We start from the raw sequence: 26,050 nt of genomic DNA on the forward strand, positions 1-26,050 counted from the left end.
CCGGAGGTTTCCCATGAAGATTTCAGTCGATGTCGACAAGTGCTGCGGCGCGGGTCAGTGCGTGCTCGCCGCCCCCGATGTCTTCGATCAGCGCGACGACGACGGCATCGTGATCCTGCTCGATGCCAACCCGCCAGCCGACCAGCACGACAATGTGCGCAAGGCCGCCGCGGTCTGCCCGGCCGCCGCCATCCAGGTGCAGGGAATCCAGGCGCAGGGAATCGAGGCACAGGGGTGAGCGGCGCGGCCCCGTCGCGGGTCACCGTCGTCGGTGCCTCGGCCGCCGGTCTGAGCGTCGCGGAGGCGCTGCGCCTCGACGGCTACACCGGGCGGCTGACGCTCATCGGCGACGAACCCCACCTTCCCTACGACCGGCCCCCGCTGTCCAAGCAGCTCCTGTCCGGCGCGTGGGACGCCGACCGCCTGCGGTTGCGCAGCGCCGAGGCGCTCGACGCGCTCGGGCTCGACCTGCGGCTGGGCACCGCGGCCGTCGCCCTGGACACCGGGGCACGCGAGGTCGCCCTGGCCGACGGCGACCGGGTCGGCTACGACGCGCTCGTCGTGGCCACCGGGGCCGCCGCCCGTCGGCTGCCGGGCACCGACGGCGTCGCTGGCGTGCACGTCCTGCGCACGCTGGAGGACGCACTCGACCTGCGCGGAGAGCTGCGGCCCGGACGCCGACTGGTGATCGTCGGCGCCGGTTTCGTCGGCGCCGAGGCGGCCGCCGTCGCCCGGGAGGCCGGCGCCGAGGTCACCATGGTCACCGATGCGCCGGTGCCGCTGGCCGACGCGCTCGGCCCCGACCTGGGCGCCATGCTCGCCCAGGTCCACGCCGAGCACGGGGTGCGGATCGTCCCCGGCGTTCTCGTCGACGCCGTCCTGACCGAGGGTGGCCGGGCCAGCGGGGTGCGGCTGGCCGACGGCCGGACCGTCGAGGCCGACGCCGTGCTGGTCGGCATCGGCGCCCGCCCCAACACCGCCTGGCTCGCCGCGAGCGGCGTCCCAGTCGGCGACGGGGTGGAGTGCGACGCCACCCTCCACGCCGGTTCGGGCGTGTGGGCGGCGGGCGACGTCGCCTCGTGGCCGCACCCGCGCACCGGTGAGCGCGTCCGCGTCGAGCACCGCGCGAACGCCGCCGAGCAGGGCTTGGCCGTCGCCCGTAACATCCTCGCCGGGCCGGAGCGCGCGACCCCCTTCGATCCGGTCCCGTATGTCTGGTCCGACCAGTACGACCTGAAGATTCAGATCTACGGCTGGCTCCGGGGCTGCGACCAGGTACGGATCGTCGAGGGCAGCCTCGCCGAGCGCCGGCTGACGGCGCTGTTCGGCCGCGACGGCCGGGTCCGCGGCGCCGCCGGCGTCAACATGCCCCGGGCCACGCGTCGGTACCGCCCGCTGGTCACCGAGCGGGCCCCATGGCCGAGCGCGGCCGACCTCGCCCCGACCCCCGGCGCACGTTCGACCCCCGGCGCGCGTCCGACCCCCGACGCACATCCGACCCCCAGCGCACGCCAGGCCCCCAGCGCCGATCAGGTCACGATCGCGGATCAGGCCACGATCGCGGATCAGGTCACGATCGCGGATCGAGTCGCGATCGTGGATCAAGCCACGAGTGCAGGCTCCGCACTCAGCGGCGGCTCGGCACTCAGCGGTGAACCGGCAATCAGCGGCAGACCGGCAATCAGCGGCGGACCGGCAATCAGTGGAAGGGACGCGTGATGGCGGAGACGAAGACGCTGCGGGCCGGTGTGGTGGGCCTGGGGATGATCGGCGGCGGGGTCGCCGTCAGCATGGCCCGGCGTGGCCGGGTTCCCGCGGTCCATGACGTGCGGCCGGGCGCGTCGACGGGCCTGCCCGGTGTCGGCGACCCGCTGGGCTCGCCGGCGGAGGTGGCGAGAAGCAGCGACGTCGTGATGGTCGCCGTCGTCACCGCCGACCAGGCGCGCGACGTCATCGGCGGGGAGAACGGGCTGCTGGCGGGCGCCCACCCGGGGCTGACGATCGTCCTGTTGTCCACCGTCGCGCTGCCGGTCGTCCACGAGTTCGCGGCGTTGTGCGCCGGGCATGACGTGGGCTTCCTGGACTGCGGGGTGACCCCCGGCGACCGGGCGGCCGACCACGGCATGGTCGCCATCGTCGGCGGGGACGAGGCCACCGTGGAGGCCGCGCGGCCTGTGCTGGACGACTGGGCGAGGCGCGTCGTGCACTGCGGCCCGCTCGGCGCCGGGATGGCCACGAAGATCGCCCGCAATGTCGTCACCTACGGAAGCTGGCGCGCCGTGTTCGAGGCGACGGCCCTCGCGCGTGCCGCGGGCGTGAATCCCGCCCGGCTCGCCGAGGTCATCGACACCGCCGACCCCGAGGGCCACACCCTGCTCACCCTGCTGCGGCTGCGCGGCTGCGACGACACGCTGCCCGAGGCCGCCGGACGGAAGATCCAACCGCTGATGACCAAGGACCTCGACGCCGCCCGCGACCTCGCTGCCGCCCTGGCCGTCGACGTGCCCCTGGTCGAGGCGGCCCGGACCCACGCCGACCAGACCCTCGACCTGCACGACCCGCACGACCGGAACGGCACCGCCGATCCTGGGGACGACCTGCACCGATACGGCCTGGAGATGATGGACCAGGTCTACGGCCCCGGCTTCAGCGCCGGCGTGCAGGGCGCGTGCGACCCCTTCACCGACGAGACGGTGGACTACCTGTTCGCCCAGGTCTGGGCCCGACCCGGCCTGTCCGTACGCGACCGCCGGCTGCTCACCCTCGGCGTCGCGGCGACCGTCGGTCGCCCCGAACTCGTCCAGATCATCGCCACCGGCGGGCTGGTCAACGACGAGCTCACGCCCGACCAACTCCGTGAGGCGGTCCTGCACCTGGCCGTCTACACCGGCTGGTGCAAGGCCACCGCCACCCACGCCGGCGTCACGGCCGCCGTCGAGGCCCACACCGCCGTCAAGGCCAACAACGCGAAGGAGCAGTGATGACGACGCAGCACCTCGTCGACCAGCCCATCACCCGCGACCCCGCCCACCCCCTCGATCCGCCCGCGCCGTACACCGAGCTGCGCGAGAACCAGCCCGTGGTCAGGGCGCGCTTCCCCAACGGCTCCACCGGCTGGCTGGTCACCCGCTTCGAGGAGGGCAGCCAGGTCTTCAGCGATCCCCGCTTCAGCGCGAAGCGCCGCCGCCACGACGCCCCCGAGGGCGAGCAGGCCGAGGCCGGTGACGACGCGCCGTTCGACGCGGGCTTCGTGATGATGGACGAGCCCGACCACGGCGCCTACCGGCGGCTGCTCACCGCCCGCTTCACCCCCAAGGCGGTGCAGACCAGGCTCCAGCCCTACCTGGACCGGATCGTCGCCGAGCATCTCGACGCCATCGCCGCCGGACCCGAGACCTTCGACTTCGTCCAGGCCATGTCGCTGCCCATCCCGTGCCTGGTGATCTGTGAACTGCTCGGCGTCCCCTACGCCGACCGCGACGGCTTCCACCACGCCACCGAGGTGATGATGGACATGGGCGTCAGCCGCGCCGAGCGCGACTCCGGCGCCCACTGGCTGGTCGACTACATCACCGCGCTGGTCGCGGACAAGCGCCGCACCGGCGACACCGAGGGCATCCTCGCCGAACTGATCGGCAAGGCGGACGCGGAGGGGTCGATCCTCACCGAGCGGCAGCTCGTCGGCCTGGGCGTCCTGCTGCTGTTCGCCGGGCACGACACCACGGCCGCCATGATGGGCCTGTCCACGCTCACCCTGCTCACCCATCCCCAGCAGCGCCGGGACCTGACCGACCACCCGGAGAAGATCGGGACCACGGTCGAGGAGCTCATGCGCTACCTGACCATCGTCCAGTTCGGCCTCGGCCGGGTCGCCACGGAGGACCTGGACCTCGGTGGCGCCCACATCGGCAAGGGCGAACTGGTCGTGGTCGCCATGAACGCCGCCAACCGCGACCCCCGCGCGTTCGGAGACCCCGACGCCCTCGACCTCGACCGCACCATGGTCCGCCACCTGGGCTTCGGCTACGGCGTCCACGCCTGCCTCGGCCAGAACGTCGCCCGCGCCGAGCTGAAGACCGTGCTGCCCGCGCTCTTCCGGCGCTTTCCCGACCTGCGCCTCGCCACCCCGCTGGCGGAGGTTCCGATGGACTTCACCGGCACCAACTACGGCGTCCGCCGGCTCATGGTCACCCGCTGAGCAGCACGGCGGCACCGATCCGGACTCCCGGTCAGGCCGACGGGCGGCCACCTGGCCGATGTCGGTTGACCGGGTGGCCGGACCCCTGCTTCAGGAAACGATCGAGAACGTTGGCGGTGATCCGCGAGACGTTGTTGTCATAGTCGTTGTGCGAGAGGCTTCCCGCCCAGGCGATCGAAGAGGTCGAAAAGACAGCACCGCCGGACTCGGTCTCGAACAGGGTCATATCCGCCCGGACATCCCGGTGCTCACTGCCGCCGAGCCCCGGGTACATGAAACCGATCTCCTCCACCACCAACAGGTAGGAGTCGTCGTGGTACTCCGAGGATGCGAGCAGGTACGTGCCCGGCGGGGTGCCCAGGCGGACATCGGCACGGTCCAGTTCCTGGCCGGCCGCGCCGCCGCGCTCCAGCCCGAAGTCGCCGATCAGCTCCTCCTCGCCCACCCCGGAGAAGACCCAGGACACCTCAGCCTCGGCACTGTCCGGCATCCGCCGATAGTACGAGGATCCGGTGAATCCCTCGGCCGTGAACCCGGCGCCGAACACCTTCTGCGGTGCGCGGCCGCGGTTGCGCCACAGCCCGCCCTTCTCGCCGGTGGTGGAGTGCAGGGTCTCCCCGGGCGCGGCCTGCCAGGCCCGCGAGCCGGCCTCGCCCTTGCGGACCTCCATCACCCAGGGCTTCTCCGGGTGGAAGGACGCGACCCAGTAGAACCCGTTACCGCCCATGTACATCACGCGCCCGCCGCCGCCGAGGTAGTTCTCGTACGCGTCGAGCATCGACTCGGAGGTGTACTCGGGATGAGTGCCGGTCATGACCACCCGGTACGGCCGCAGCGCCGCCACGCCACACCGGTGGACGTCCTCGTCGCAGATGACGTCGAAGTCGTATCCCTTCTCGGTGAGCCAGTTGACGAGATAGAGATCCGCGGGGAACTGCCACGTCCCCATGTGTGTGAACCGGTACCGCGGGCGCATGTTCAGGATCGGCCGGCGCCGCGAGGTGTAGGCGACGCCGCTGCCGTCGGCATGCAGGTCGTAGGTGGATCGTCCGAACCCGCCGTGTTCGAGCTGGAACACGTCCAACGGCTGTACCAGCGGCGTGTGGCCGCCGACGGCCTGCCCGAGGGGTGAACCACTGGACAGGTGCTCGTTGGCGTAGGCCTGGTAGCTCGCGGTGGGCAGCAGCAGAGCGATCGACTTCTCGTGACCCGGGGCCGGGCCGACCAGGAACGGCACGTGGTCCTCGAAACCACCCGCTCGCAGCCGCAGGGCGTACACCCCCGAGGGCAGGTCGGCGCCCACCGGCAGGGTGCAGGTCGGCGCCCAACCGGTGTCGTCGACGTCGTCGGCGTGGAGGTGCACCGCGCCGTACAACTCGGGATGCGCCGTCCAGTTGTAGGAGGAGCCGTCCCAGTTATGGGCGGTCACGGCCCGGGTGGGCATGTTCACCAGCCTGCCGGCGGCCCCGGTGCCGCCGCCGGAGCCGACCCCGGGACCGGCGCCAGGCTCGGGCCCCGGGGCAGCGCCGGGCAGGATCTCGGTGCTGTCGATTCCGGCGGACAGATCCCACCAGGCGGTGAGCCCGTCGGTCACCGTCGGCGCGTTGCCGCTGGTGGCCAGCCGGCGCACCTCGTCGCCGGTCAGGGCCCGCCGGTAGACCGCCGGGAGCGCGATCTTGCCGTTGTACGCCCCCCGCACGACGGCCCCGTCGGTCGTGTCCAGGGCGCCGAGGAGCAGGTCGACCGCCGGCATCTCCGGCGGGCCGTCCAGCGTGCCGGTGACCTGCACCACGTGGTTGGCCACCAGCCGGCCAAACCGGCTGTTGTACGGATTCACCACCGGCACCGCGGTCACGGCGGCAAGGCCGGTCGCGCCATCCCAGCTCGCCGCCAGGGCGTACCAGGTGGCGGCCCGCAGGCCGGCGGGCGCGGTGAGGCAGCGGGAATCCCGGCCCGTGCCGAAGACGAGAGCGGGCCGCAGCCCCTCGGCCAGTACCAGCGCGACGCCTGTCGAGTTGGCGGCGTCCCAGGCGGACAGCACCGGCTGCCGGGCCCCGTCGGTGGTGGGCTGAACGAAGGCGAACAGGGTCAGCGAACCATCCGGTGAGCGCAGGATGTCGCGGGCGCCGGGAAGCCGGCCGTACGACCCGACATGGGCCGGCTGGTCCAGGAGCGGGTACACGTCGTTGACCTCGGAGTCCAGCTCCGTTTCGCGAAATCCCGGACCGCCTGGAGTGGTGTCGCCGTGGCGCAGCCGGACGAGGTCCGCCCGAAAGGTCTCGGCCCCCCGCCCGCTGACCCGGAAGGTGAGTTCCTGACCGGGGCGGACGATGATGTCGTCACAGTAGCCGAGAACCCAGATCGGGAAGGAATCCGCCAAACCTTCGCCGCTCATGCGACGACACCGAAGACCTGCCGGAGCCGGCGCAGGAAAACCGCGTGTACCGCCTCGTCCTCGGTCGCATAGGGGCCGGCGACCCGTTCGGTACGCAGACCCGCCGGGGCGGTGGTGAATCGGGATACGTACCACCGCTCGTCGCCGCCGTACTCGACGATCAGCTTGCCCGGAATGGCGAACGATCCAAGATAGGTGAGGACCCGGCGGAGCGCGTCGCTGTGCTGGCCAAACGGCTGGTGCTCATGCTCCGCGATGAGCTCGGGTGTCAGCGTCGGCCGCAGGTCGACGTACCTGCGTTCATGAAAGCGCGCGGCGACGATCCCGTCGAGCGTCTCCTGGCTGGACAGCGGCACTGTATCCCTCCTCGTCATCAGGCAGCCCCACCCAGGGGTTGTACCCGGCGGCCCACGGAAGCAGTCGACAGCGCCTGTATCGACCGAGATGTGCCGGCTGGACGGCGACCGCGGTATCCACGCGGAGAATCCAGCGGTCCCGGCCGGGTGGTGTCGGCGTGTGAGTTGCTCCGCGGTCGGGTACACCAGCCGCCACGCCGGCAGGTATTCGATGGCGTCGGAGGTGTACCATGCGAGGACTGTCAAGAATCAGGGCTCTCGTTTTGATCGCCGGGACCGGAGCATCACTGGCCATCATTCCGATGACACCAGCAGGCGCCGGCACGATCAACAATCCGCTGACGGTGGCCGGTACCGTCAAGTGCAAGTTCGGCTCCGCCGAATCACTGAAGATCACCGGTGCCGGGGAGTCTCACGGCGCGTCCGTGGGTACGGGAGGACGGTTCTCGGTGGTCTTCGGCAACCCGCAGCTTCCCAGCATGGGGAATGTCGAGGTGCGGTGCGATGTCGCCGGCACCAGGACCTACCCGAGCACGACCGTCAACCTGCATCGACCGCTGGTCGGGCAGACCCTCACCGTGAACCTCATAGCCTGACCAGCCGGATAGCCTGACCGGCCGGGCAGACGGATGGTGCGCACCCGAGTGGGGGCGCACCATCCACGAACCCGGCCGCCAATGTCTCCGCCGCGAGATGCGGCAGGCTGACATGCACGTTCCCGGTGAGCTGCAAGTCGTACTTGGCAGCCGCAAGCTCGTCCACCCAAGTGGGCCGATCGGTCGCATATTCGTCCACGCTGAATGTCCTTCTATGTCAACAGACCGCGCACCTCAACATCGCCGCGGCGCAGGCCGTCGACTCCGGTTCCCGGGCCCTGGTGGAGATCGGCCTGGTCAAGGTCCGCGGCGCCCAGCTCCTGCACGACGTGATCGACCGGGCCATTCAGGTCCACGGCGCCCTCGGCGTCACCGCCGACACCCCGCTCGACGTGATGTACCGGCGGGCCCGGTACGCCTGGATCTACGACGGCCCGGACGAGGTCCACCGCGAAACCGTCGCCCGGCTGCTCGGCCGCGACGTCAGCCGCGTCCTGTGGGCCGTGGACTGACGGCGGCATCTCGGCCGCCCGTGTAGCGCGGCTCGCACGCGCACCGGCCGCGGTCGGCGGCAGGATGGTGGCCGTGACCGTCGCCGGTCCACGGTCGCACGCCGCGGACGATCCCCCCGTCGCGAAGGGCCTCCCGGCCGAGAGCGGCCTGCCCGCCGAGGGCCTCCGCCTGCGGAGAATTCGCGTGGCGCGCGCTGCCGTGGCACTCGGCGCGCTGGTCGCCGTGCTGCTGGTGGGCCTGCGCGGCGACGGCGGCGGCGTCCCGGTCGTGCTCGACTCGACGGCGAACCAGCAGGTCTCGGCGGGACTCGCCCGCACCCCGCCGATGGGCTGGAACAGTTGGAACGCCTTCGGCGGGAGCGTGCGCGACAGCGACCTCCGGGCCGCCGCCGACGCCCTGGTCCGCTCGGGGATGCGCGACGCCGGATATCGCTATGTGATCGTCGATGACGGGTGGATGGCGCCGACCCGCGGCGGCGACGGGCGCCTGGTGGCCGATCCCACGCGGTTCCCCGCCGGCATCGCCGCCCTCGCCGCGTACGTCCATGCCCGCGGCCTGCGCTTCGGCCTCTACGCCTCTCCTGGCCGCACCACCTGCCAGGGGCTGCCCGGGAGCTTCGGCCACGAGACCACCGACGCCGCCACCTTCGCCGCGTGGGGGGTCGACTACCTCAAGTACGACGCCTGCGGCTACCCGGACCTGCGCCCGGCCGGCACCGACGCCCGCAGGTGGCTGATCGCCGGCTTCAGTCGGATGCGCGCCGCGCTCGACGCCACCGGCCGGCCCGTCGTGTTCAGCATCAACCCGTCCTCGGACGGCGATCCCGCGGCCGGGCGGGCGTGGACCTGGGCGCCGCGGGTCGCCCACCTGTGGCGGGTCACCAACGACCACGCCCCCTGCTGGGCGTCCACCGAGCCGATGGACGGCTACCCGGGCGTCTGCACGACGGACAACCTCGACGCCGCCCGCGCCTGGGCGCCCGACGGCGGCCCCGGCCACTGGAACGACCTGGACATGCTGGCGATCGGCCTGACTCCGGCCACGGTCAACCCCGTGGTGCGCGAGCTGGCCGGCCTGGCCACGGCAACCCCGGCGGCGACCCTCGACGACACCGAGGCCCGCGGCGAGATGAGCATCTGGTCGATGCTCGCCTCCCCGCTGCTCGCGGGCAACGATCTGACCGGGATGACCGCGGCGACGGCCGCGATCCTCACGAACCCGGCCGTGCTCGCCGTCGACCAGGACCCACTCGGTGCCGCACCGGCCCGAGTGCCCCGCGGCGACGGTCTCCTGCTGTGGACCCGGCCGCTGGCCGGCGGTGACACGGCCGTGCTGGCCGTCAACCGGGGCGACTCCGCCCGCGCCACGACCCTCACCCGGGGCGAGCTGACCCTGCCGGGCACCGCCGCCGGCTACCGCGCCACCGACCTGTGGACGGGCACGGCGACCACCACCGCCGACGGCTCGCTACCCCTGACCCTCGCGCCGCACGCCGCAGCCCTGTTCCGCCTCGCCCCCGCCGCGCCCGCCCCCGCCGCGCCCGCCTCCGCCGGAGCCAGCCCTGTCCGACACTCCCCCGCGCCGCCCACCCCCGCCACACCCTGAGTGCGCGGGCCGCGGGCTCACGCCGGCCAGCGGGCGCCGGGCTCCCAGACCGACATGACGACGCTGGACATGTCCAGGGTGTCGCTCAGCGGCAGGCGACCGTCACCCACCCGGGTGATGAACTCCCCGAACACCTTCGCCGGATCGTCGTCGAGCTCGTAGACCGCCAGGTGCCGTTGTGGCAGGCGACCGTCACCGGCCTCGCCGTCGGCAGGTACGACGTCGGCGGGCGGGACGTCCGGCCGGACCCGGTAGCGCTGGGCGGAGACGACGCCGGGGACCTCGCAGACGTCGCGGATGTGCACCTCGTCGTACCACTTGTTGTACTCGTCGTCCCGCCCGTCGACGGGATTGCTCAGGACCAGGAAAAGCGCGCGGGCCACGTCCGGTTTCCCCTCCTCGGCGAGAACCGGCCGTCCCAGGACGCCACCGGTGTCCGACGATCCGGACACTAGCGACCACTCGCCGCGCCGTCCATGATTATCTGACAGATGACTGCCAGAAAGTGGCGTCCCGAACGCCGCCTCCACCGGCTCTGGCCTGCCGAGGAGACTGGGCGCATGCTGCCCGACCGCGCCGTCACCGGGGCGGACCTGCCCGTACGGGACGTCCTGCCCGCGCTCATCGCCGCGCTGACCGGCGGCGGCCGTCCCGCTCCAGCCACCGGTGCGGACGAGGCGAATCCGGGTGGCGGCGCGGGCGGGGTCGCGGTGCTGGTCGCACCGCCCGGGACGGGCAAGACGACGCTGGTTCCGCTCGCGCTCGCCGACGAGGTCACGGGCCGGGTCGTGGTCGCCCAGCCGCGGCGGATCGCGGTGCGGGCGGCGGCGCGGCGGATGGCGTGGCTCGTCGGCGGTGAGGTCGGCGACGCCGTCGGCTACACGATCCGCGGGGAGCGCCGGGTCGGGCCGTCCACCCGGGTCGAGGTGGTCACGACGGGGGTCCTCGTCCGGCGGCTGCAACGGGACCCGGAGCTCCCCGGGACCGGCGCGGTGATCCTCGACGAGTGCCACGAACGCCACCTCGACGCCGACCTGGCGCTGGCGTTCACGCTCGACGTCCGCGCGGCGCTGCGGCCCGACCTGCTGCTGCTCGCGACCTCGGCGACCGCCGACACCCCACGGCTGGCCACTGTGCTGGGCGCGCCCGGACCGCCCGCGCCCGTCGTCGGCGCCGACGCCGCGCGCTTCGACGTCGAGGTGGTCTGGGCTCCGCCGCCGGGACCGATCACGCCCGCGCACGGCCTTCGGGTCGACCCGCGGCTGCTCGACCACGTCGCCTCGACGGTCGGGCGAGCCCTGCGGGAGACCTCCGGGGACGTGCTCGTCTTCCTGCCCGGCGCCGGCGAGATCGCCGCGGTCGCCGGCCGGCTCGCGGGCCACCGCGACACCGTCGACGTGCTGACCCTGCACGGCCGGCAGTCCGGCGGGACGCAGGACGCGGCCCTGCGCCCCGGGCCGCGCCGGCGGGTCGTGCTGGCGACCGCGGTGGCGGAGAGCAGCCTCACCGTGCCCGGGGTGCGGGTGGTCGTCGACGCCGGGCTGGCGCGGTCCCCACGCATGGATCACGCCCGTGGGCTGGGCTCGCTGGCGACGGTACGGGTGTCCCGGTCGTCCGCCGGCCAGCGCGCCGGCCGGGCCGGCCGCGAGGCACCGGGCCGGGTCTACCGCTGCTGGACCGCCGCCGAGCACGACCGGCTGCCCGCCCAGGCCGAACCGGAGATCGCCGTCGCCGACCTGACCGGCTTCGCCCTGGACCTCGCGGCCTGGGGTCATCCCGGCGGCGACGGCCTCGACCTGCTCAGCGACCCGCCGGCGGGCGCGATGGACGCCGCCGGGGCCTCCCTGCGGGCGCTCGGCGCGCTCGACGACGCCGGCCGGGTGACACCGCGGGGACGACTGATCGCCTCCGTCGGGGTCCATCCCCGGCTCGCCGGCGCCCTGCTCGCCGGCGCGCCCGTCGTCGGCGCCCGGCGCGCGGCCGACATCGTGGCGATCCTGTCGGGGGACGGCCCGGCGGGCGGCGCCGGACCGGGCTCCGAGTCCGACGACCTCCTCGCCGCATGGCGCCGCCTTCGGGGGAACGCCGACCGGGCCGCGTCCGCCCGCTGGCGCGACGAGTCGCGGCGGTTGCGCTCGGCCGCCGACGCCGCCGTCCCCGCCAACGCCGTCCCCGCCGTCCCCGCCGACGGCGGACCACCGGGTGTCGTCGGCGCCCCCGCGACGCGACCCAGGCCACCCGGTGCCAGCGTCGCCGGCGACCGCGCGGCGCGGCCCGTACCGCCCGGTGGCGGTCTCGCCGACGACCTCGCGGCGGGGCTCCTGGTCGGGCTCGCCTTCCCCGAACGGCTCGCGCGGGCCCGCGCCTCCGGCGGCACGGCGTACCTGATGGCCGGGGGAACGGCCGCGGAGCTGACCGCCGGCTCGGCGCTCACCGGCGCGCAGTGGCTGGCCATCGCGGTCGCCGACCGCGGGGCCGGACGGGCGTCGGCGCGGGTGCGCCTGGCCGTCGCCCTCGACGAGGCGACCGCGGGCGAGGCGGGCGCCGCGCTGCGACGTACCGTCGACGAGGTCGCCTGGTCCGGCGGCGACGTCGTCGCCCGCCGGGTGGAGCGCCTGGGCGCGATCGTCCTGACCGAACACCCGTTGACCAGGCCCAGTCCGGCCCTGCTTGCGGCGGCGGTGCTCGACGGGCTGCGCCGCGAGGGACTGGCGGCGCTGCGCTGGACCCGCGACGCGGTGGGGCTGCGGGAACGGCTCGCGTTCTGCCACCGGTTCCTCGGCGATCCCTGGCCGGACGTCGGCGACGCCGCCCTGCTGGCGTCGGCGCCCGCCTGGCTCGGACCGGATCTGGCCGGCGTGCGCCGGCGGGCGGACCTGGGGCGCATCGACGCCGGCCAGGCGCTGCGCCGCCTGCTGCCCTGGCCGCAGGCCGCCCGGTTGGACGCGCTGGCGCCGGAGCGGCTGGAGGTGCCGAGCGGGTCGCGGGTGCGCCTCGACTACAGCGGCCCCGACGGCCCGGTCCTCGCGGTGAAGGTCGCCGAGGTGTTCGGCTGGGAACGGGTCCCGGCCGTCGCGGACGGCCGCGCCTCCGTCGTCCTGCACCTGCTCTCCCCGGCGGGCCGTCCGGTGGCCGTGACGAGCGACCTGGCGTCGTTCTGGCGCACCGGCTACCCGCAGGTCCGCGCCGAACTGCGGGGACGCTACCCACGCCATCCCTGGCCCGACGACCCCACCACCGCGCCCCCCACCCGCCGCGTCGCCCCCCGCACCCGCGGCTAGCGCCCGCGGCCAGGCCGCGGATTCGGTTGTGATCAGGGTCGAGGCGTAGACACGTGGACACGTCATGATCGTCGGAGTTGGTGTCGTGTCCGGCGATGGCGCGGTTCCGCGGAACATCTGAACGCTGGGAGTCGAGCTGGGGCCGAGGCTGGAGTTCGGCAGCGTGGCGCGGTTCCGCGGAACACCGTGGGCAGCGGGAGTCTCGGTCGCTGCATCGACCCGGGTAAGCCCGCCTTTCTCGGCTCCCCAGGGCCACGGGACCCTCCGCTGTCACATGTGCGCCGCGCCGCGGGTCAGAGAGGTGACGGGTGCTGGAAGGCGCCGCGGAGACGTGGGCGGACGAGAGGATCTGAAACGGTGACAGCACGGATGAAGAACCCGGCGGCGGTCATCCCCGAGGCATGGCCGGCGATCGCGGCCCTGAACGCGGCCAGCGAGACGGGCGGTGTGTCGCCGACGACCATGGCGCTGGTGCATCTGCGGGTCAGCCAGATCAACGGCTGCAGCGCCTGCGTGGACGCCGGCTTCCGGGACGCGCTGAAGAGCGGAGAGGCCCCGGAACGGCTCGGCGCCGTCGCGGCCTGGCGGGAGACGAGCTACTACGACGACGCCGAGCGGGCCGCGCTGGCGCTCGCCGAGGCCGCCACCCGGCTCAGCGACCGCACCGATCCAGTCCCCGACGACGTCTGGAACGAGGCGGTCGGGCACTACGACGACCGTGGCATGGCCGCACTGATCCTCAAGATCGCGACGACGAACGTCTTCAACCGACTGAACGCCGTCACGAAGCAGGTCGCCGGCTCCTGGGGATGACCGACTCCTGGGGCCAGCCAGGGCCAGGCAGCCGTCCTGGAGCCGGGATCGGGGTCGGCTCGCCCGGTAGGCGCAGGCGATCCGGCCCCCACCAACCCGAGCACCTGGGCTGTGCCGGCAGGACGCCGACCGCCGACGGAGGATCCTGACCGATGGACGAACGGGAACGGCTCGCCTGGCGCTTCGAGGAGCACCGGGGGCACCTGCGCGCCGTGGCCTACCGGATGCTCGGCTCCGTCGACGAGGCGGACGACGCGGTGCAGGACGCCTGGCTGCGCCTGAGCCGATCCGACGTCGGCGGCGTCGAGAACCTGGGCGGATGGCTGACCACGGTCGTCGCCCGGATCTGCCTGAACGTCCTTCGGGCCCGCAGGACCCGTCCCGAGGACCTGGTCGGCGTCCACGTGCCCGATCCGATCATCGGTCCCGTCCCGTCCGCCGGGCCGGGGCAGCCCGAGCAGGAGGCCCTGCTCGCCGACTCGGTCGGACTCGCTCTGGTCATCATGCTCGACACCCTGGCTCCCGCCGAACGGCTGGCCTTCGTGCTGCACGACCTGTTCGACCTACCGTTTGACGAGATCGCCCCGATGGTGGATCGCTCGCCGGCGGCCGCCCGCCAACTCGCCAGCCGAGCTCGCCGGCGGGTGCGAGCGCGGGACGCCACCATCCCCGACGCCGACCATGCCGTCCAGCGCAGGGTCGTCGACGCGTTCTTCGCCGCGGCCCGCGGCGGCGACGTGAAGTCCCTGGTCGCGGTCCTCGACCCCGACGTCGTGATGCGCGCCGACGGCGGGGCCTGCCCGCCACCGGCCTCGGCGGTGGTACGCGGGGCGCACGACGTCGCCCGCCGGGCGCTCATGTTCGCCCAGCCCGCGGCGATGGTGCACCCGGTACTGGTCAACGGCGCCGCCGGAGTGGTGATCACCATCGACGAAAAGCCGGTCTCGGTCATGGGATTCACCGTCGCCGACGAGCGGATCGCCGAGATCTACGCCCTCGTCGACCCCGGCCGCCTCGCGCGGCTCGACCTCACGGCCCATGAACGGCAGGGCGACGTGGATGGTCCGTCAGGACGGCGACCTCGCTACTCGGCACGCAACGTCCATGGCTTACTCCCAGGCGCGGACGGCGCCCAGTACTGCCCGTGAGGTGGGTTCGAGCGAATGCACGGAAGGCGGCACCGGCATCCTGGACAGGTCGCTGCCGAAGGAGGCTGCCGAGCAGGCCAAGGCACAGATGATCGCGGACATCCCCATGCAGCGCTTCGGCGACCCCGACGAGATCGCCAGGGCAGTCGCGTTCCTCGCATTTGACGCCACCTTCACCACCGGCGCCGAGATCGCCGTGGACGGAGGCGGCTCGCAACTCTGAACTCGGCGTGGAACCGTCGTCGAATCCGGCCGGAAGCGGAACGGACGGGGCCGACGTAGCAAAGAATCGCCGCCTGGTTCAGATCCCCTCGTATCCGCCGTTACTTACCCGGGGTTTCGCTGTTCTCCTGCCCATCGGTCAACGGTGCGGCGGGGTGTCGACGTGACCGGTTGGCGGCGCCCGGAAAGGCTCGCACAGCTATGCAGGGCCGGCGAGGGACAGGGGATGGCCACGGTGGCGACAGGCGGGCAGGGCTCTCGCAGGGTCCCGGTAGATCGGTCGGAGGGGTTCGGCGAGCGACTGCTGGGCCTGCTGCTGGACCGCGCGCACGAGATGCCGCCGCAGTTGATCGCCCCGCTGGTGGCGGAGGAGGTGAACAGGATCGGCGGCCGGCGCGTCTCGATCCTGCTGCAGGACTATGAGCAGTTGGTACTGACGCCGCTACCGGGTAGGAACCTGGTGGTCGGGAAACCCGAGCCGATCGACGACTCCCCCGCCGGCACGGCATTCCTTCGCGCGACGGTGGTCGAACATCCTCTCGCCGACGGCATCCGGATGTACCTGCCCCTGCTGGACGGCAGCGACCAGGTGGGGGTGCTCGCTCTCACCCTCGACACCGTCGACGACGACGACCACCGGTTGCTGCGGCGGCTCGCCGGCCTCGTCGCCGACATCCTGGTCACCAAGAGCAACTACACCGACCAGTTCTTCCAGGCCCGGCGCCGCGAATCGATGAACGTCGCCGCGGAGATCCAATGGTCGCTGCTGCCCCCGCTGAGCATGCTCACCCCGCAGGTCGCGGTGGCCGGCATTCTCGAACCCGCCTACGACATCGCCGGCGACAGCTTCGACTACGCCCTCAACGACGACATCCTGCACGTGGCCATCATCGACGCGATGGGTCACAGCCTGGACGCCGCCGTGCTGGCGACGGTCGCGATCGGCGCCTACCGGCATGCCAGGCGCGCCGGCATCGGGCTCGCCGAACTCTACATATTCATGGACGCGGCCATCAACAATCAGTTCGGACCCGACCATTTCGTCACGGCGCAGATGATGCGGCTGGACGTCGGAACAGGTCACCTGCAATGGGTCAACGCAGGTCACCCATCCGCGCTGCTGATCCGCGGCAACAAGGTCATCCAGGCCCTGGAGAGTCCGGGGACCCTGCCGGTCGGCTTCGGTGGTGACGCACCGCAGATCAGCGAGCAGAAGCTCCGGCGCGGCGACCGCGTGCTGTTCTTCACCGACGGTCTCGTCGAGGAGCACGAAAGCGGCGGCGAACAGTTCGGCGAGGAGCACCTGATCGACATTGTCGAGCGCATTCAGGGTCGAGATCCGCGGGAGGTGGTACGCGGGGTATCCCACGCGCTGATGCGGGAACGGCGCGGGATCACAAGCGACGACGCGACCCTCTTCCTGGTCGAGTGGCGCGGGGGTACCGCCGATCATCTTGCCAGCGTGGATCTGTGACCAACGGGACGCCGAGGGCGCCCGGCCGGCGGATCCTGGCCGTCGTCGCCACCCGGGCTCGACATGCGATCACCCGCATATCGCGAGACAGTCACCAGGTCCGGGGTGAGTCGGTACGGACCGCGACAGGTGGAGCGTATGCGCGGACGAGGTGACGCTGTGTGGTTCAGCTTGAGATACCCGGCGTCCTGATCCGAGAGGAGCTGGGGCGCGGTGCCTACTCCGTCGTGTATCGGGCGGAGCGGGAGGACCGGAATTATGCGGTCAAGGTGCCGCTTCGGGCGGTGGCGCGCGACGAGACCGTCGTGCGTGCGTTCGCCCGCGAGGCCACCATTCTGGCCTGCATAAACCATCCCAACATAGCTCGGGTCCGGGCCGCCGGGCACACGGCGGATCACCCGTTTCTCATCATGGACCTGGTCGAGGGAGATTCGCTGAAGGCGCGGATCGCCGCGGGGCCACTGGGGGTCACCGAGGCCACGCGGGTGGCGCTGGACGTGGCGTCGGCGCTGTCCGAGGCGCACCGGCGCGGCCTCGTTCACCAGGACGTCAAGCCCGCGAACATCATGATCGGACCGGACGGGAAGGCCACCCTGCTCGACTTCGGGCTGATGACCCGGGCCGGCGGGCCACCGGCCGACCGGGCCGTCGGCACGGTTCTGTTCGGCGCCCCGGAACAGACCGGCATGCTGCGACGGCCGGTCGAACCGCGCTCCGACCTCTACGCCCTCGGTGCGGTGCTCTACACCTGCCTGGCCGGCTCGCCGCCGTTCCAGGCCGACGACACCGCCGAACTACTCCGCATGCACGCCGTAGCGACGCCCCGTCCCCTGACGCAGGTGCGCGCGGAGGTCCCCGCGCAACTCGCCGCGGTCGTGACTCGGCTACTGGCCAAGGACCCGGACGACCGGTACCAGTCCGCACTGGACGTCGTCGCCGCGCTGACGCCGCTCGCACCGGGCGCGGCCGCTCCCGCGCACCCCACGGTCGACCGGGCCGCGCCCGCCGGCGCGGGCGACCCGGACACACTGGTCCGGGGTCGCTGCATCGGCCGCCGCAGCGAACGCGCGCTGCTGCGGCAGGCGTGGACGCGATGTCTCGCCGGACAACGATCTCTCACGGGAGGACGATCTCTCACGGGAGGACGATCTCTCACGGGAGGACGATCTCTCACGGGAGGACGATCTCTCACGGGAGGACGATCTCTCACGGGAGGACGATGTCCCGCCGGGGAACGACGTCCCGCCGGGGAACGACCTCTCCTGGAGGAACGACCTCTCGCGGAGGACCGATGTCCCGCCGGGGAACGCGGCGTCGTGACGGTCATCGGGGAGGCCGGCGCCGGCAAGACCCTCCTCATCCAGGACCTGCTCGCCTCGCACGGCCCGGTCGACGGCACGGCGGACGGTCCGGTGATCCTGCGCGGGCGGTGCGCCGCGAACGCCTCCGCTCCCCTGGCGCTGCTGCATGATCTGATCGACGGCTACCTGCGTGGCCTGGCGGTCGTGCCCGAGCCGCGACGGGGGGACCTGGTCGCACGCATGGTGTCGGCCGCGGGCCCCGATGCCGCGCTGCTCGCCCGCGTGCACCCGCTGCTGGCCCGTGCGCTGGGCGTGGACCGCGCGGCCGGCGAAGCGGAGGCCGGCGAACCGCGCTTCCGTTCGGCCGCCGTCGGCTTTCTCAGCCGGCTCGCCATCCACGGCCACGGACTGGTCATCTGGGTGGACGACGCCCACTGGCTGGGCCCGGCCGACCGGCAGATCCTCGAGGATCTCACGGCCTCGACCGAGCCCGTGCCGCTGCTGCTGGTCAACTCCACCCGGGATCCGGCCCTGCGCGTGGCGGCCGGATCCGCCACAAGCTGGGACATCACGCTCGGGCCGTTGCACGAGCACGAGGTCGCGGAGGTGATCCGCGACTATCTCGGCGAGATCACCGACCACGCCTTCGCGCGGGACGTCGCCGTGCGGTCGTCCGGAAACCCGCTGGCCGTGGCGGAGTACGTCCGGGCCGTGATCGACGCCGGGCTCGTCCGGCCCGACTGGGGCCGCTTCACCCTCGACCGCACCGGCCTGGACTCGCTGCCGCTGCCCGAGGAGGTCCTCGACCTGATCCGCCATCGGGTGCACGCGCTCAGCCCGACCGCCGCGGCCATCCTCGGGGTCGCCGCCGTGATCGGCCGCGGCTTCGACCTGGCGTTGCTGACCGCCGCGAGCGGCCAGACCAGCGCCGCGATCTCGATGGCGACCGCCGAGGCGGAGGCCCGTCAGCTCGCGGCCCGCGGCCGGGACGGGACCTGGTCCTTCGTCCATGACTGTGTCCACGAGGCACTGCTGTCCACCATGAGCCCGCGGGAGCGGACGGCCGCGCACCGACGCCTCGTCGAGGTCCTCGACGCCGACGGTGCGGGGGACGGCGGCCACCCGTACGAACTGGCCCGGCATGCCGTCGCCGGGCAGATCGCGCCGGACCGTCGCTTCCGGCTGACCTCGGCCGCCGCGGCGGCGGCACTGGCCACCCCGGCGCCCTACGAGGCCGTGGCCCTCTACCGGGCCGCGCAGACGGCCGCGGACGAGGCGCGCATCGAGCCCGACGCCGAGTTCGAGGAGGGTTTCGCGCTGGCCTCCGCGCGTACGCTCGCGCCGGCGGACGCCCGGACCCATTTCACTCGCGCGCTTCGTTCGCAGGCCGACCCGCGGCGGCGGGCCCGCGCCTATCTGGAACTGGCCGGGGTCGAGTTCGCCGAGTTCCGGACGGCCGCGGCACTGGACTACGTCCACCGGGGCCTGGCCGAGATCGGCCGCGGAATACCGGCCAATCCCGCGGCGATGGCTGCCGTCAGCACGGGCCGGTGGGTGGCGGGAATGACCTGCCGACGGCCGTGGACGGGTTTCGGCGGAGCCCGCGGCGAACGCCGGGAACTGCACGAGATCCGCTGCCGCCTGTACGAGATCGGCATCCTGAGCGAATGGATCTCCGGACGGATCGGCCCGATGCTGGCCTTCATGATGTCGGCCGTCCACCCCAGCCAGCGGCTGGGCTCGGGCGAGGAGTACGTGCGCAGTCACGGCTGCTTCGTCCTCGTCGCGGCGGACTTCCGGCGCGCCCGGGTGGTGGAGCGCGGGGTCACCCGGCTGCGGGACCTCGTGGCGGACAGCGAGGACCCGGTGCTGCGGGCTGAGGCCTACCTGTACACGTCCGCGGCGCTGCTGTTCCTCGGCCGCAACGTCGCGGGTGAGCGGGACTCCGAGGACACGTTCCGGCGCGCTCACCGGTGGATCGAGACCTTCTTCTTCACCAGCAGCTACTCGATCCTCGTGCGGAGCCTCGCGCTGCGCGGCCACGACCGCGAGGCGTGGGCGAGCTGCGAGATCAGGCCGCATGGAGATCGCGTGCAGGCGGACCTCGCCATCCTGCGGGCGAGACTTGCCCGCACCCTGCGTTACCCTCCGGTTCCCCATCCCGGGCTCGGCGCGCTCGACGACGAACCCGAGACCGAACGGATCCGCCGCTACCTGATCTGCAGCGACGTCGCCGAGCTCGAGGTCGAGGACGAGGACTTCGGTCCGAACTTCGACGCCGCGGTCGAGGTGGGCGACGCGGTCGTCCTGCCGTCCTGGCGAGTGCCCGGGTTCTTCCGGAAGTTCTGGATCACCAAGGCCCGGGGCCGACTGGAGCAGGCGCGCGCCGCACCGGCCGGGCCGCTGCGCACCCGGCGGCATCGAGCCGCCCGGCGTGCGCTGCACGAGGCCCGCCGGGCGGCGGCCTACCCGCCGTTCGCCGCCGACCTGCGGGTGCTGCGGGCCGTCGACCGCCAGCTCGCCGGCGACCACGCCGGCGCGCTGGACCTGTTGGACGCGGCGGAACGGGCCGCCCGCACCCTCGACCTGCCCCGGGTCCGCTTCGACGTCCTGCTGGAACGGGCCCGCTGCCTGCGCGCGCTCGACGAGCCCGACCGCGCCACCACCGAGGCGGAACTGGCGGCGAAGGTGGCCGCGAGGTACGGCTGGTCTGGCCGGGAACACAAGGTGTACCGCGAGTTCGAGCTGACCGAGCGGGGACTGTCGTTCGCCGAGGCAAGCGGCGCGGCGTCACCGGCCACCGCGTCCCGGGACCGGCGCCGGCTCGACGCGGTGCTCCAGGTGAGCGCGGCGGCCGGGCGGGAGACGACGCCGCAGGCCGTCGCCACCGTGGCCCTCGACGAGATCATCTCCATCCTCGGGGCGGACCGGGCGCTGCTGCTGCTGCCCGACCCGGCCGACCGCGAACGCGACTCGGGGCGGCTGCGGCTCTACGCGGAGCGTCACGCCGAACAGACCGATGACCTCGGGCCGGACGAGGGGCCGCGCGGCATCGCGACGACCGTCGTCGAACGGGTCCAGGCCGAGCAGCGGCCGCTGGTGGTCACGGGCACGGACGAGGGGGCCGCCCTCGGTTCCCAGAGCGCCGTCCAGTACGGACTGCGCAGCATCCTCGCCGCGCCGGTTCCGGTCGACGGCGGCCGCAGTGGCGTCATCTACGTGGACAGCCGGGTCGCCAAGGGACTGTTCGACTCCGACGACGCCCGGATCCTCATCACGTTGGCCAAACAGGTGGGACTGTCGCTGAACATGGCCGAGGCGGCCCGGCTGCAGGCGGTCGTCGCGGCGGAACGCCGGCAGCGGGACCTGGCCGAGACGATGCGCAACGTCACGCTGGAGGCGACCTCGACCCTGAACACCCGGGAGATCCTCGGGCGGGTCCTGGCGGCGGCCGGGCACGTCCTGCCGTTCGACGTCGCCTGGGTGCTGACCCGGGTGGCCGGAACCGTCCGGATCAGCTCGACGCACGGCGAGGTGACGGACGGGGTCGTCGGAACCGAACTGCGCCCGGCGGCCGGCGGCCCGATCGCGCGCGCCTTCGACCGCGGCGAGGTCGTCGCCACCGCCGACGCGATGGCGCTGCCGGGCGGCGGGCAGGCGGCCCGAAGCTGGCTGGCCGCGCCCGTCCCGCTGCGGGAAAACATCGAGATGGTGGTCGTGCTCGCCTCCCGGACACCCGACTGCTACGGGGAGACGCGCATCCAGATCGCGCAGACCATCATCGATCAGGTGGTCATCGGCTACCAGAACGCCTGGCTGTTCGAGAAGGTGCAGCGCCTCGCGGCCACCGACCAGCTCACCGGCCTGGCCAGCCGGCGCCACTTCCTCGAGCGGGCGGACCATGTCTTCGCCGCCCATGCCGCCGCGGGCCGACCGGTGAGCGCGGCGATGGTCGACATCGACCATTTCAAGCAGGTCAACGACGCCTACGGACATTTCGTCGGGGACGAGGTCCTGGCGGAGGTCGCCCGGCGCATCCGGCTGGCGTTCCGCGACGAGGACCTCATCGGTCGGGTCGGCGGGGAGGAGTTCGCCGTGCTGATGTCCGGGCCCGTGACCACCGCCGAGCCCCTCGGGCAGAGGCTACGGAACGCTCTCGCCCAGAACCCGATAGACACCTCCGTCGGGCCGCTCGACATCCGGCTGAGCGTCGGCCTCACCCCGCGGTCACCCGGCGACAGAAGCCTGCGTGACCTGCTGGCCCGCGCCGACGCCGCACTGTACGAGGCCAAGCACGGCGGGCGCGACCGGGTCGCCGTGCAGCTCCGGTGACCGACGCGCCAGTGAGGCGACCAGTCCGGCTCAGGCGACCTGGCGCCAGGCGGCGGCGAGTGCGGTGAAGCTGTCCCGGCGGCGGTCGCGGTCCAGGGTCGGGGTGACGACGACGATCTCGTCGACCTGGGCCTCCTGCTTGAGCTCCAGCAGCCGTCCGGCGACGGACTTCGGCTCACCGGTCACCATTCGGCCGTCGTCACCGCGGGCGGCGCGGAACTGCGGGGACCGGGCGAACGCCTGGACGTCCTCCGGCCGCAGCGGCTCGCGGATCCCGCGGGTGATGTTCTGGATCGTCAGGGTCCAGGCCGCCTCGAAGTCGCCGATCGCCTCGTCGTCGTCGCTGGCGAAGGCCAGCACGGACATCGCCGAGTACGGCGTCGCGCCCTCCGTGCGCGCAGTGAACTCGCGCCGGTAGGCCCGCAGCGCCTCGACGGCGAGGTCCGGGCTCATGTGGTGCGCGAACACCGCGCTCAGGCCGTTGACGGCGGCGAACCGCGGGCCGTACGGGCTCGACCCCAGCACGAACAGCTCGGGTCGCTCCTCGACCAGCGGCGCGGCCACGAGCTGGCCGTAGGGATGGCCGGCGGGGAAGCCGTCACCGAGGAACGCCAGCAGCTCGCCGACCTGCGCGGGGAACTCCGCGGCCGGATCGTTGGCCACACCCCGGCGCAGCACGTGCGCCGTCAGCGGGTCGGTCCCCGGCGCCCGACCGAGCGCGAGATCGATCCGGCCCGGGTACATCGCCAGCAGCGTCCGGAACGTCTCGGCGACCTTGAACGGCGCATGGTTGGGCAGCATGATCCCGGCCGCGCCGACCCGGATCCGGGAGGTGTGCGCGCCGACGTGGGCCGTCAGCAGCTCCGGGGCGCTGCACGCCAGGCTGGTCATGTTGTGGTGCTCGGAGACCCAGTACCGCCGGTAACCGGCCGCCTCGACGGCCTGGGCGATGCTCACCGCGCCGGCGATCGCGGCGCTCGGGCTCTCGCCGTGCTCGATCCCGACGAAGTCGAGAACGGCCAGCGGAAGGACGTCGTCAGCAACACTCACCTCCAGCTCAATCCCCCGTCCCGCGACCGCATTCCCGCCGCCGCCACCGAGGTGTGTTCGGTTGGCGACGCTGGAGTCGCGACCTAGACGATCAAGCCCTAACCAGGGTGGGGCGGGCTGCGGCTAATGATCTTGCGCGGCCGGTCGGCGGGTCCACCGCCATCGGACCGCGGGCCACACTGCGTGCGCCGGCAGGAAGAAGGTCCCGCGGAGCCGGGCCCGGCTCGTCCCGTATTCAGAATGCCCGGCCGAGCGGCGAAAACGCCCCGGCCGGGCGACGAATCCGCCCGACCGTCGGGTCGGAAGCCGGGAAGAGAAAGCGGAGGCGATGAGCAAGAAGACCTTCACCGCCCAGGACATCGAGGACTACATCACCGAGTACCGGGCCACCGGCGGCAAGCCGACCGGCAGGTTCTCCGGGCCCACCCGGCTGTTGCTGCACAGCGGCCACGATGCCGACGGCAAGCCGCACATCGTGCCGTTGAGCTACTTCGCCGACGACGACAACGATCGTTGCGTGGTGCTGGCCATCAACGACGGCCTCGACGAGGATCCGCGGTGGCTGCGGTACCTGCGCACGAATCCGGAGGTCACCGCCGAGATCGGCAGCGACACCGTCCGGCTGACGGCCACCGAGATTCACGGCGCGGAGCGCGACGCGATCTATGCCCGCCACGCCGAGACCTACCCGGTCCTGCTGCAGTTCCAGTCGGCGACGACCCGGGTCATCCCGGTCGTCGCACTCGCTCCGACCGGCAGCGCCTGACCCGTTTCGTAGCCCCATCCGCCGGGACGAGCGTGCGGTCGCGGCCGCGGCCGCACCGCACGCTCGCCGGCGGCGCCGGTCAGTCGCCGAGGGCGGCGGCGCTCGCCGTGTCGGGCATCTCCAGGTGACACGTCAGCCCGCCGTCGATCGGCAGCAGGACGCCCGTGATGAACGAACCCTCGTCGGAGGCGAGGAACACCGCTCCGCTCGCGATGTCGCTGGAAAGGCCGAGCCGAGGAAGCATAATCGTCTTGCGGACGGGCGCCATCAGCGCCTCGTTCGCGACCATCTTCGTCATCTCCACGCCGCCGGTGTTCGTGAATCCGACGATGATGGCGTTCGAGCGGATTCCGTACTGGCCGTAGTCCACCGCGAGCTGCCGGGTGAGCGAGTTGATCGCGCCCTTGGAGGCCTGGTAACTCGGCCGCCCGGTGATCGACAGGACGCTGGAGGCCGCGGAGATGTTGATGATCGCGCCGCTGCCGGCCGCAATGAGGTGCGGAATGGCGTACTTCGCCGCCCAGAACGTGCCGTACAGGCCGATGCGGACGATCTCGTCGAAGACCTCGGTGCTGACGTCGGCGACCTTGGTGTCGGGCCGTCCGGGCCCGGTGAGGTGCGTCGCCGCCGCGTTGTTGACGACGGTCGTCAGCGAACCGTAGGTGGACACCGCCAGGTCGACCGCCGCGCGGACGTCGTCCTCCGACGCCGCACTGCCGGCGGCGAACGTGACGTTCTCGCCGCGGGCCTTCGCCTCCTGTTCGATCTCCGTGCCGGCGTCCACGGAGCGGCCGGTGAAGACCACGGACGCGCCCTCGCGGGCGAACCGCTCGACGAACTCCCGGCCGATGCCCCGGGTGCCACCCGTGACGAGGACGACCTTGCCGGACAGGCGCTGCGTACTCATGACTGCAGCGCCGCTGCCTGCAGGGCCGCGGAGGCCACGCCGACCGGCGCGGGCAGGTCGAGCACGGTGACCCAGCCGGTCTTCTGCGTGGCGGCGACGCCGGGCAGGCAGGCCACCGCGCGGGCGGCGTTGAGGGCGGCGACGTGGTCCGGCCCGTCGTGCGAACCGGGCAGGCCGAACTGCAGCTCGATCGACGGGCTTCCCTCGATGACGACGCGCCAGTTGGGCTCGTCGACGTCGTGCCGCCAGTCGTCGCCCAGGCCGAGCACCGCGCTCTGCTCGTTGACGAGCTCGTAGAACGGCTTGCCGTTGGAGTAGGCGGTCAGCGTCCACCGGGCCCCGGCGACGTGCCCCTTCGGGATGTGAAGGCCGCTGGGCTGCAGCGTGAGGTCCTCCGGCGCCGCGCCGAACTCCTTCTTCGTCAGCTTGGTGCCGTCGTACGGGATGCCGAGGGCCCGCGCGACGATCTGCGCGGACTGGCCGATGCACCACTGCCAGGACGCGTCCGCGAAGGAGAGCTCGCCGTCGAGGTCCACGCTCTCGGGGATCTCCTGGCCGAAGCCGAGGAACTCGCCGAGCTGGTAGGCCGACGGGTAGTGCGGGACGTGGTCGGACTGCCAGGCGCGCACGAACGTGACATCGGCGCTGTAGCCGGCGGCGAACAGCGGCAGGACGTCGCTGATCAGGCCGGGGATGTTGCCGCCGGCGATCAGGGCGGAACCGCCCTCCTCACCGGCGGCCTGGATCAGGTCGTACGACGGCTCACTCGGCAGGAACCAGCCGCCGTGGCTGGAGTAGACGCTGGTGCCCGCGCGCATGAACCTCGCGATCAGCTCCGGCTGCCAGTCGATGCCGTGCCACGCGAGGACGTCCGCCTTCAGCCCGATCAGCGCGTCGACGTCGCGGGTGGCGATGACACCCGTGGGGGGAATCCCGACGATGTCGCCGGCGTCCTTACCATCCTTGTCCTCGCTGTGCACGAGAACACCGACGAGCTCGAACGCCGGGTTGCCCTGCACGAGCCGGACCACCGTGCTCCCGACCCCGCCGGTGTAGCCGACAACCACCCGTAATGCCATGCGTCGCCTCCGCG

At 72.7% G+C, this 26,050-nt stretch carries 20 protein-coding genes; 14 read left to right on the forward strand and 6 right to left on the reverse strand.

From position 1 onward, the window contains the following. Window positions 1-13 precede the first annotated feature (13 nt). From AC5R91_RS06455 to AC5R91_RS06470, 4 genes are read left to right on the forward strand one after another with little or no spacing between them, the layout of a single operon-like run. The gene (locus AC5R91_RS06455; RefSeq protein WP_495396215.1) at window positions 14-238 is read left to right on the forward strand and encodes a ferredoxin; all 225 of its coding nucleotides are present in this window, start codon (window positions 14-16) and stop codon (window positions 236-238) included. Continuing rightward, on the forward strand, window positions 235-1,719 hold the full coding sequence (locus AC5R91_RS06460) for an NAD(P)/FAD-dependent oxidoreductase (protein ID WP_495396216.1): 1,485 nt from the start codon (window positions 235-237) through the stop codon (window positions 1,717-1,719). Before AC5R91_RS06455 ends, AC5R91_RS06460 begins: the two co-directional genes overlap by 4 nt. Then, window positions 1,719-2,981 (forward strand): NAD(P)-binding domain-containing protein, encoded by a 1,263-nt coding sequence (locus AC5R91_RS06465; RefSeq protein ID WP_495396217.1) that lies wholly within the window; start codon window positions 1,719-1,721, stop codon window positions 2,979-2,981. Before AC5R91_RS06460 ends, AC5R91_RS06465 begins: the two co-directional genes overlap by 1 nt. Beyond that, window positions 2,981-4,198, forward strand: coding sequence for a cytochrome P450 (locus AC5R91_RS06470; RefSeq protein ID WP_495396218.1), 1,218 nt, complete (start codon window positions 2,981-2,983; stop codon window positions 4,196-4,198). Before AC5R91_RS06465 ends, AC5R91_RS06470 begins: the two co-directional genes overlap by 1 nt. 31 nt (window positions 4,199-4,229) lie before the next feature. Here the strand turns inward: AC5R91_RS06470 and AC5R91_RS06475 are convergent, their stop codons facing one another. Next, entirely contained in the window at window positions 4,230-6,593 is a 2,364-nt protein-coding gene (locus AC5R91_RS06475) for a N,N-dimethylformamidase beta subunit family domain-containing protein (protein WP_495396219.1), read from the reverse strand. Then, the gene (locus AC5R91_RS06480) at window positions 6,590-6,949 is read right to left on the reverse strand and encodes a N,N-dimethylformamidase alpha subunit family protein (protein ID WP_495396220.1); all 360 of its coding nucleotides are present in this window, start codon (window positions 6,947-6,949) and stop codon (window positions 6,590-6,592) included. Before AC5R91_RS06480 ends, AC5R91_RS06475 begins: the two co-directional genes overlap by 4 nt. Before the next feature lie 302 nt (window positions 6,950-7,251). On the opposite strand from AC5R91_RS06480, the gene AC5R91_RS06485 reads away from it, so the two are divergent. The 3 genes from AC5R91_RS06485 (at window position 7,252) to AC5R91_RS06495 (ending at window position 9,663) form a co-directional block, all read left to right on the forward strand. Continuing rightward, window positions 7,252-7,545, forward strand: a complete 294-nt coding sequence (locus AC5R91_RS06485; RefSeq protein ID WP_495396221.1) for a hypothetical protein — start codon at window positions 7,252-7,254, stop codon at window positions 7,543-7,545. A gap of 170 nt (window positions 7,546-7,715) precedes the next feature. Beyond that, window positions 7,716-8,057, forward strand: a complete 342-nt coding sequence (locus AC5R91_RS06490; protein ID WP_495396222.1) for an acyl-CoA dehydrogenase family protein — start codon at window positions 7,716-7,718, stop codon at window positions 8,055-8,057. Between the two features lie 184 nt (window positions 8,058-8,241). Beyond that, entirely contained in the window at window positions 8,242-9,663 is a 1,422-nt protein-coding gene (locus tag AC5R91_RS06495; RefSeq protein ID WP_495396223.1) for a glycoside hydrolase family 27 protein, read from the forward strand. A 17-nt stretch (window positions 9,664-9,680) separates the two neighbouring features. Here AC5R91_RS06495 and AC5R91_RS06500 read toward each other — a convergent pair whose 3' ends face one another. After that, window positions 9,681-10,115: a hypothetical protein gene (locus AC5R91_RS06500; protein WP_495396224.1), complete on the reverse strand. Its 435-nt coding sequence runs from the start codon at window positions 10,113-10,115 to the stop codon at window positions 9,681-9,683. Between the two features lie 108 nt (window positions 10,116-10,223). On the opposite strand from AC5R91_RS06500, the gene AC5R91_RS06505 reads away from it, so the two are divergent. The 6 genes from AC5R91_RS06505 to AC5R91_RS06530 all read left to right on the forward strand — a co-directional run bounded on the left by AC5R91_RS06505 (window position 10,224) and on the right by AC5R91_RS06530 (window position 22,234). Beyond that, window positions 10,224-12,944, forward strand: a complete 2,721-nt coding sequence (locus AC5R91_RS06505; RefSeq protein WP_495396225.1) for an ATP-dependent RNA helicase — start codon at window positions 10,224-10,226, stop codon at window positions 12,942-12,944. Between the two features lie 357 nt (window positions 12,945-13,301). Beyond that, window positions 13,302-13,757, forward strand: coding sequence for a carboxymuconolactone decarboxylase family protein (locus AC5R91_RS06510; protein ID WP_495396226.1), 456 nt, complete (start codon window positions 13,302-13,304; stop codon window positions 13,755-13,757). Window positions 13,758-13,909: 152 nt separating this feature from the next. Next, window positions 13,910-14,905, forward strand: a complete 996-nt coding sequence (gene sigJ / locus AC5R91_RS06515; protein ID WP_495396227.1) for an RNA polymerase sigma factor SigJ — start codon at window positions 13,910-13,912, stop codon at window positions 14,903-14,905. A gap of 1 nt (window position 14,906) precedes the next feature. Further along, the gene (locus AC5R91_RS06520; RefSeq protein ID WP_495396228.1) at window positions 14,907-15,128 is read left to right on the forward strand and encodes an SDR family oxidoreductase; all 222 of its coding nucleotides are present in this window, start codon (window positions 14,907-14,909) and stop codon (window positions 15,126-15,128) included. Between the two features lie 225 nt (window positions 15,129-15,353). Beyond that, window positions 15,354-16,601 (forward strand): PP2C family protein-serine/threonine phosphatase, encoded by a 1,248-nt coding sequence (locus AC5R91_RS06525; protein WP_495396230.1) that lies wholly within the window; start codon window positions 15,354-15,356, stop codon window positions 16,599-16,601. Window positions 16,602-16,762: 161 nt separating this feature from the next. Next, the gene (locus AC5R91_RS06530; RefSeq protein ID WP_495396231.1) at window positions 16,763-22,234 is read left to right on the forward strand and encodes a diguanylate cyclase; all 5,472 of its coding nucleotides are present in this window, start codon (window positions 16,763-16,765) and stop codon (window positions 22,232-22,234) included. A 30-nt stretch (window positions 22,235-22,264) separates the two neighbouring features. Here the strand turns inward: AC5R91_RS06530 and AC5R91_RS06535 are convergent, their stop codons facing one another. Then, on the reverse strand, window positions 22,265-23,284 hold the full coding sequence (locus tag AC5R91_RS06535; RefSeq protein WP_495396232.1) for an LLM class flavin-dependent oxidoreductase: 1,020 nt from the start codon (window positions 23,282-23,284) through the stop codon (window positions 22,265-22,267). Window positions 23,285-23,612: 328 nt separating this feature from the next. Between AC5R91_RS06535 and AC5R91_RS06540 the strand changes: the two genes are divergently transcribed. Beyond that, window positions 23,613-24,050: a nitroreductase/quinone reductase family protein gene (locus tag AC5R91_RS06540; protein WP_495396233.1), complete on the forward strand. Its 438-nt coding sequence runs from the start codon at window positions 23,613-23,615 to the stop codon at window positions 24,048-24,050. Between the two features lie 79 nt (window positions 24,051-24,129). Here AC5R91_RS06540 and AC5R91_RS06545 read toward each other — a convergent pair whose 3' ends face one another. Further along, the gene (locus AC5R91_RS06545) at window positions 24,130-24,957 is read right to left on the reverse strand and encodes an SDR family NAD(P)-dependent oxidoreductase (protein WP_495396234.1); all 828 of its coding nucleotides are present in this window, start codon (window positions 24,955-24,957) and stop codon (window positions 24,130-24,132) included. Beyond that, window positions 24,954-26,036 (reverse strand): dihydrodipicolinate reductase, encoded by a 1,083-nt coding sequence (locus tag AC5R91_RS06550; RefSeq protein ID WP_495396235.1) that lies wholly within the window; start codon window positions 26,034-26,036, stop codon window positions 24,954-24,956. The genes AC5R91_RS06545 and AC5R91_RS06550 overlap by 4 nt, the downstream gene beginning before the upstream one ends. Window positions 26,037-26,050: the final 14 nt, after the last annotated feature.

The organism is Frankia sp. BMG5.60 (assembly GCF_059428125.1).

What these genes read in the sequence shown, in the direction of transcription:
- AC5R91_RS06455 (WP_495396215.1), top strand. Translation starts at nt 14, where the DNA reads ATGAAGATTTCAGTCGATGTCGACAAGTGCTGCGGCGCGGGTCAGTGC.
- AC5R91_RS06465 (WP_495396217.1), top strand. Translation starts at nt 1,719, where the DNA reads ATGGCGGAGACGAAGACGCTGCGGGCCGGTGTGGTGGGCCTGGGGATG.
- AC5R91_RS06470 (WP_495396218.1), top strand. Translation starts at nt 2,981, where the DNA reads ATGACGACGCAGCACCTCGTCGACCAGCCCATCACCCGCGACCCCGCC.
- AC5R91_RS06475 (WP_495396219.1), bottom strand. Translation starts at nt 6,593, where the DNA reads ATGAGCGGCGAAGGTTTGGCGGATTCCTTCCCGATCTGGGTTCTCGGC.
- AC5R91_RS06485 (WP_495396221.1), top strand. Translation starts at nt 7,252, where the DNA reads ATGACACCAGCAGGCGCCGGCACGATCAACAATCCGCTGACGGTGGCC.
- AC5R91_RS06505 (WP_495396225.1), top strand. Translation starts at nt 10,224, where the DNA reads ATGCTGCCCGACCGCGCCGTCACCGGGGCGGACCTGCCCGTACGGGAC.
- sigJ (WP_495396227.1), top strand. Translation starts at nt 13,910, where the DNA reads ATGGACGAACGGGAACGGCTCGCCTGGCGCTTCGAGGAGCACCGGGGG.
- AC5R91_RS06525 (WP_495396230.1), top strand. Translation starts at nt 15,354, where the DNA reads ATGGCCACGGTGGCGACAGGCGGGCAGGGCTCTCGCAGGGTCCCGGTA.
- AC5R91_RS06540 (WP_495396233.1), top strand. Translation starts at nt 23,613, where the DNA reads ATGAGCAAGAAGACCTTCACCGCCCAGGACATCGAGGACTACATCACC.
- AC5R91_RS06545 (WP_495396234.1), bottom strand. Translation starts at nt 24,957, where the DNA reads ATGAGTACGCAGCGCCTGTCCGGCAAGGTCGTCCTCGTCACGGGTGGC.
- AC5R91_RS06550 (WP_495396235.1), bottom strand. Translation starts at nt 26,036, where the DNA reads ATGGCATTACGGGTGGTTGTCGGCTACACCGGCGGGGTCGGGAGCACG.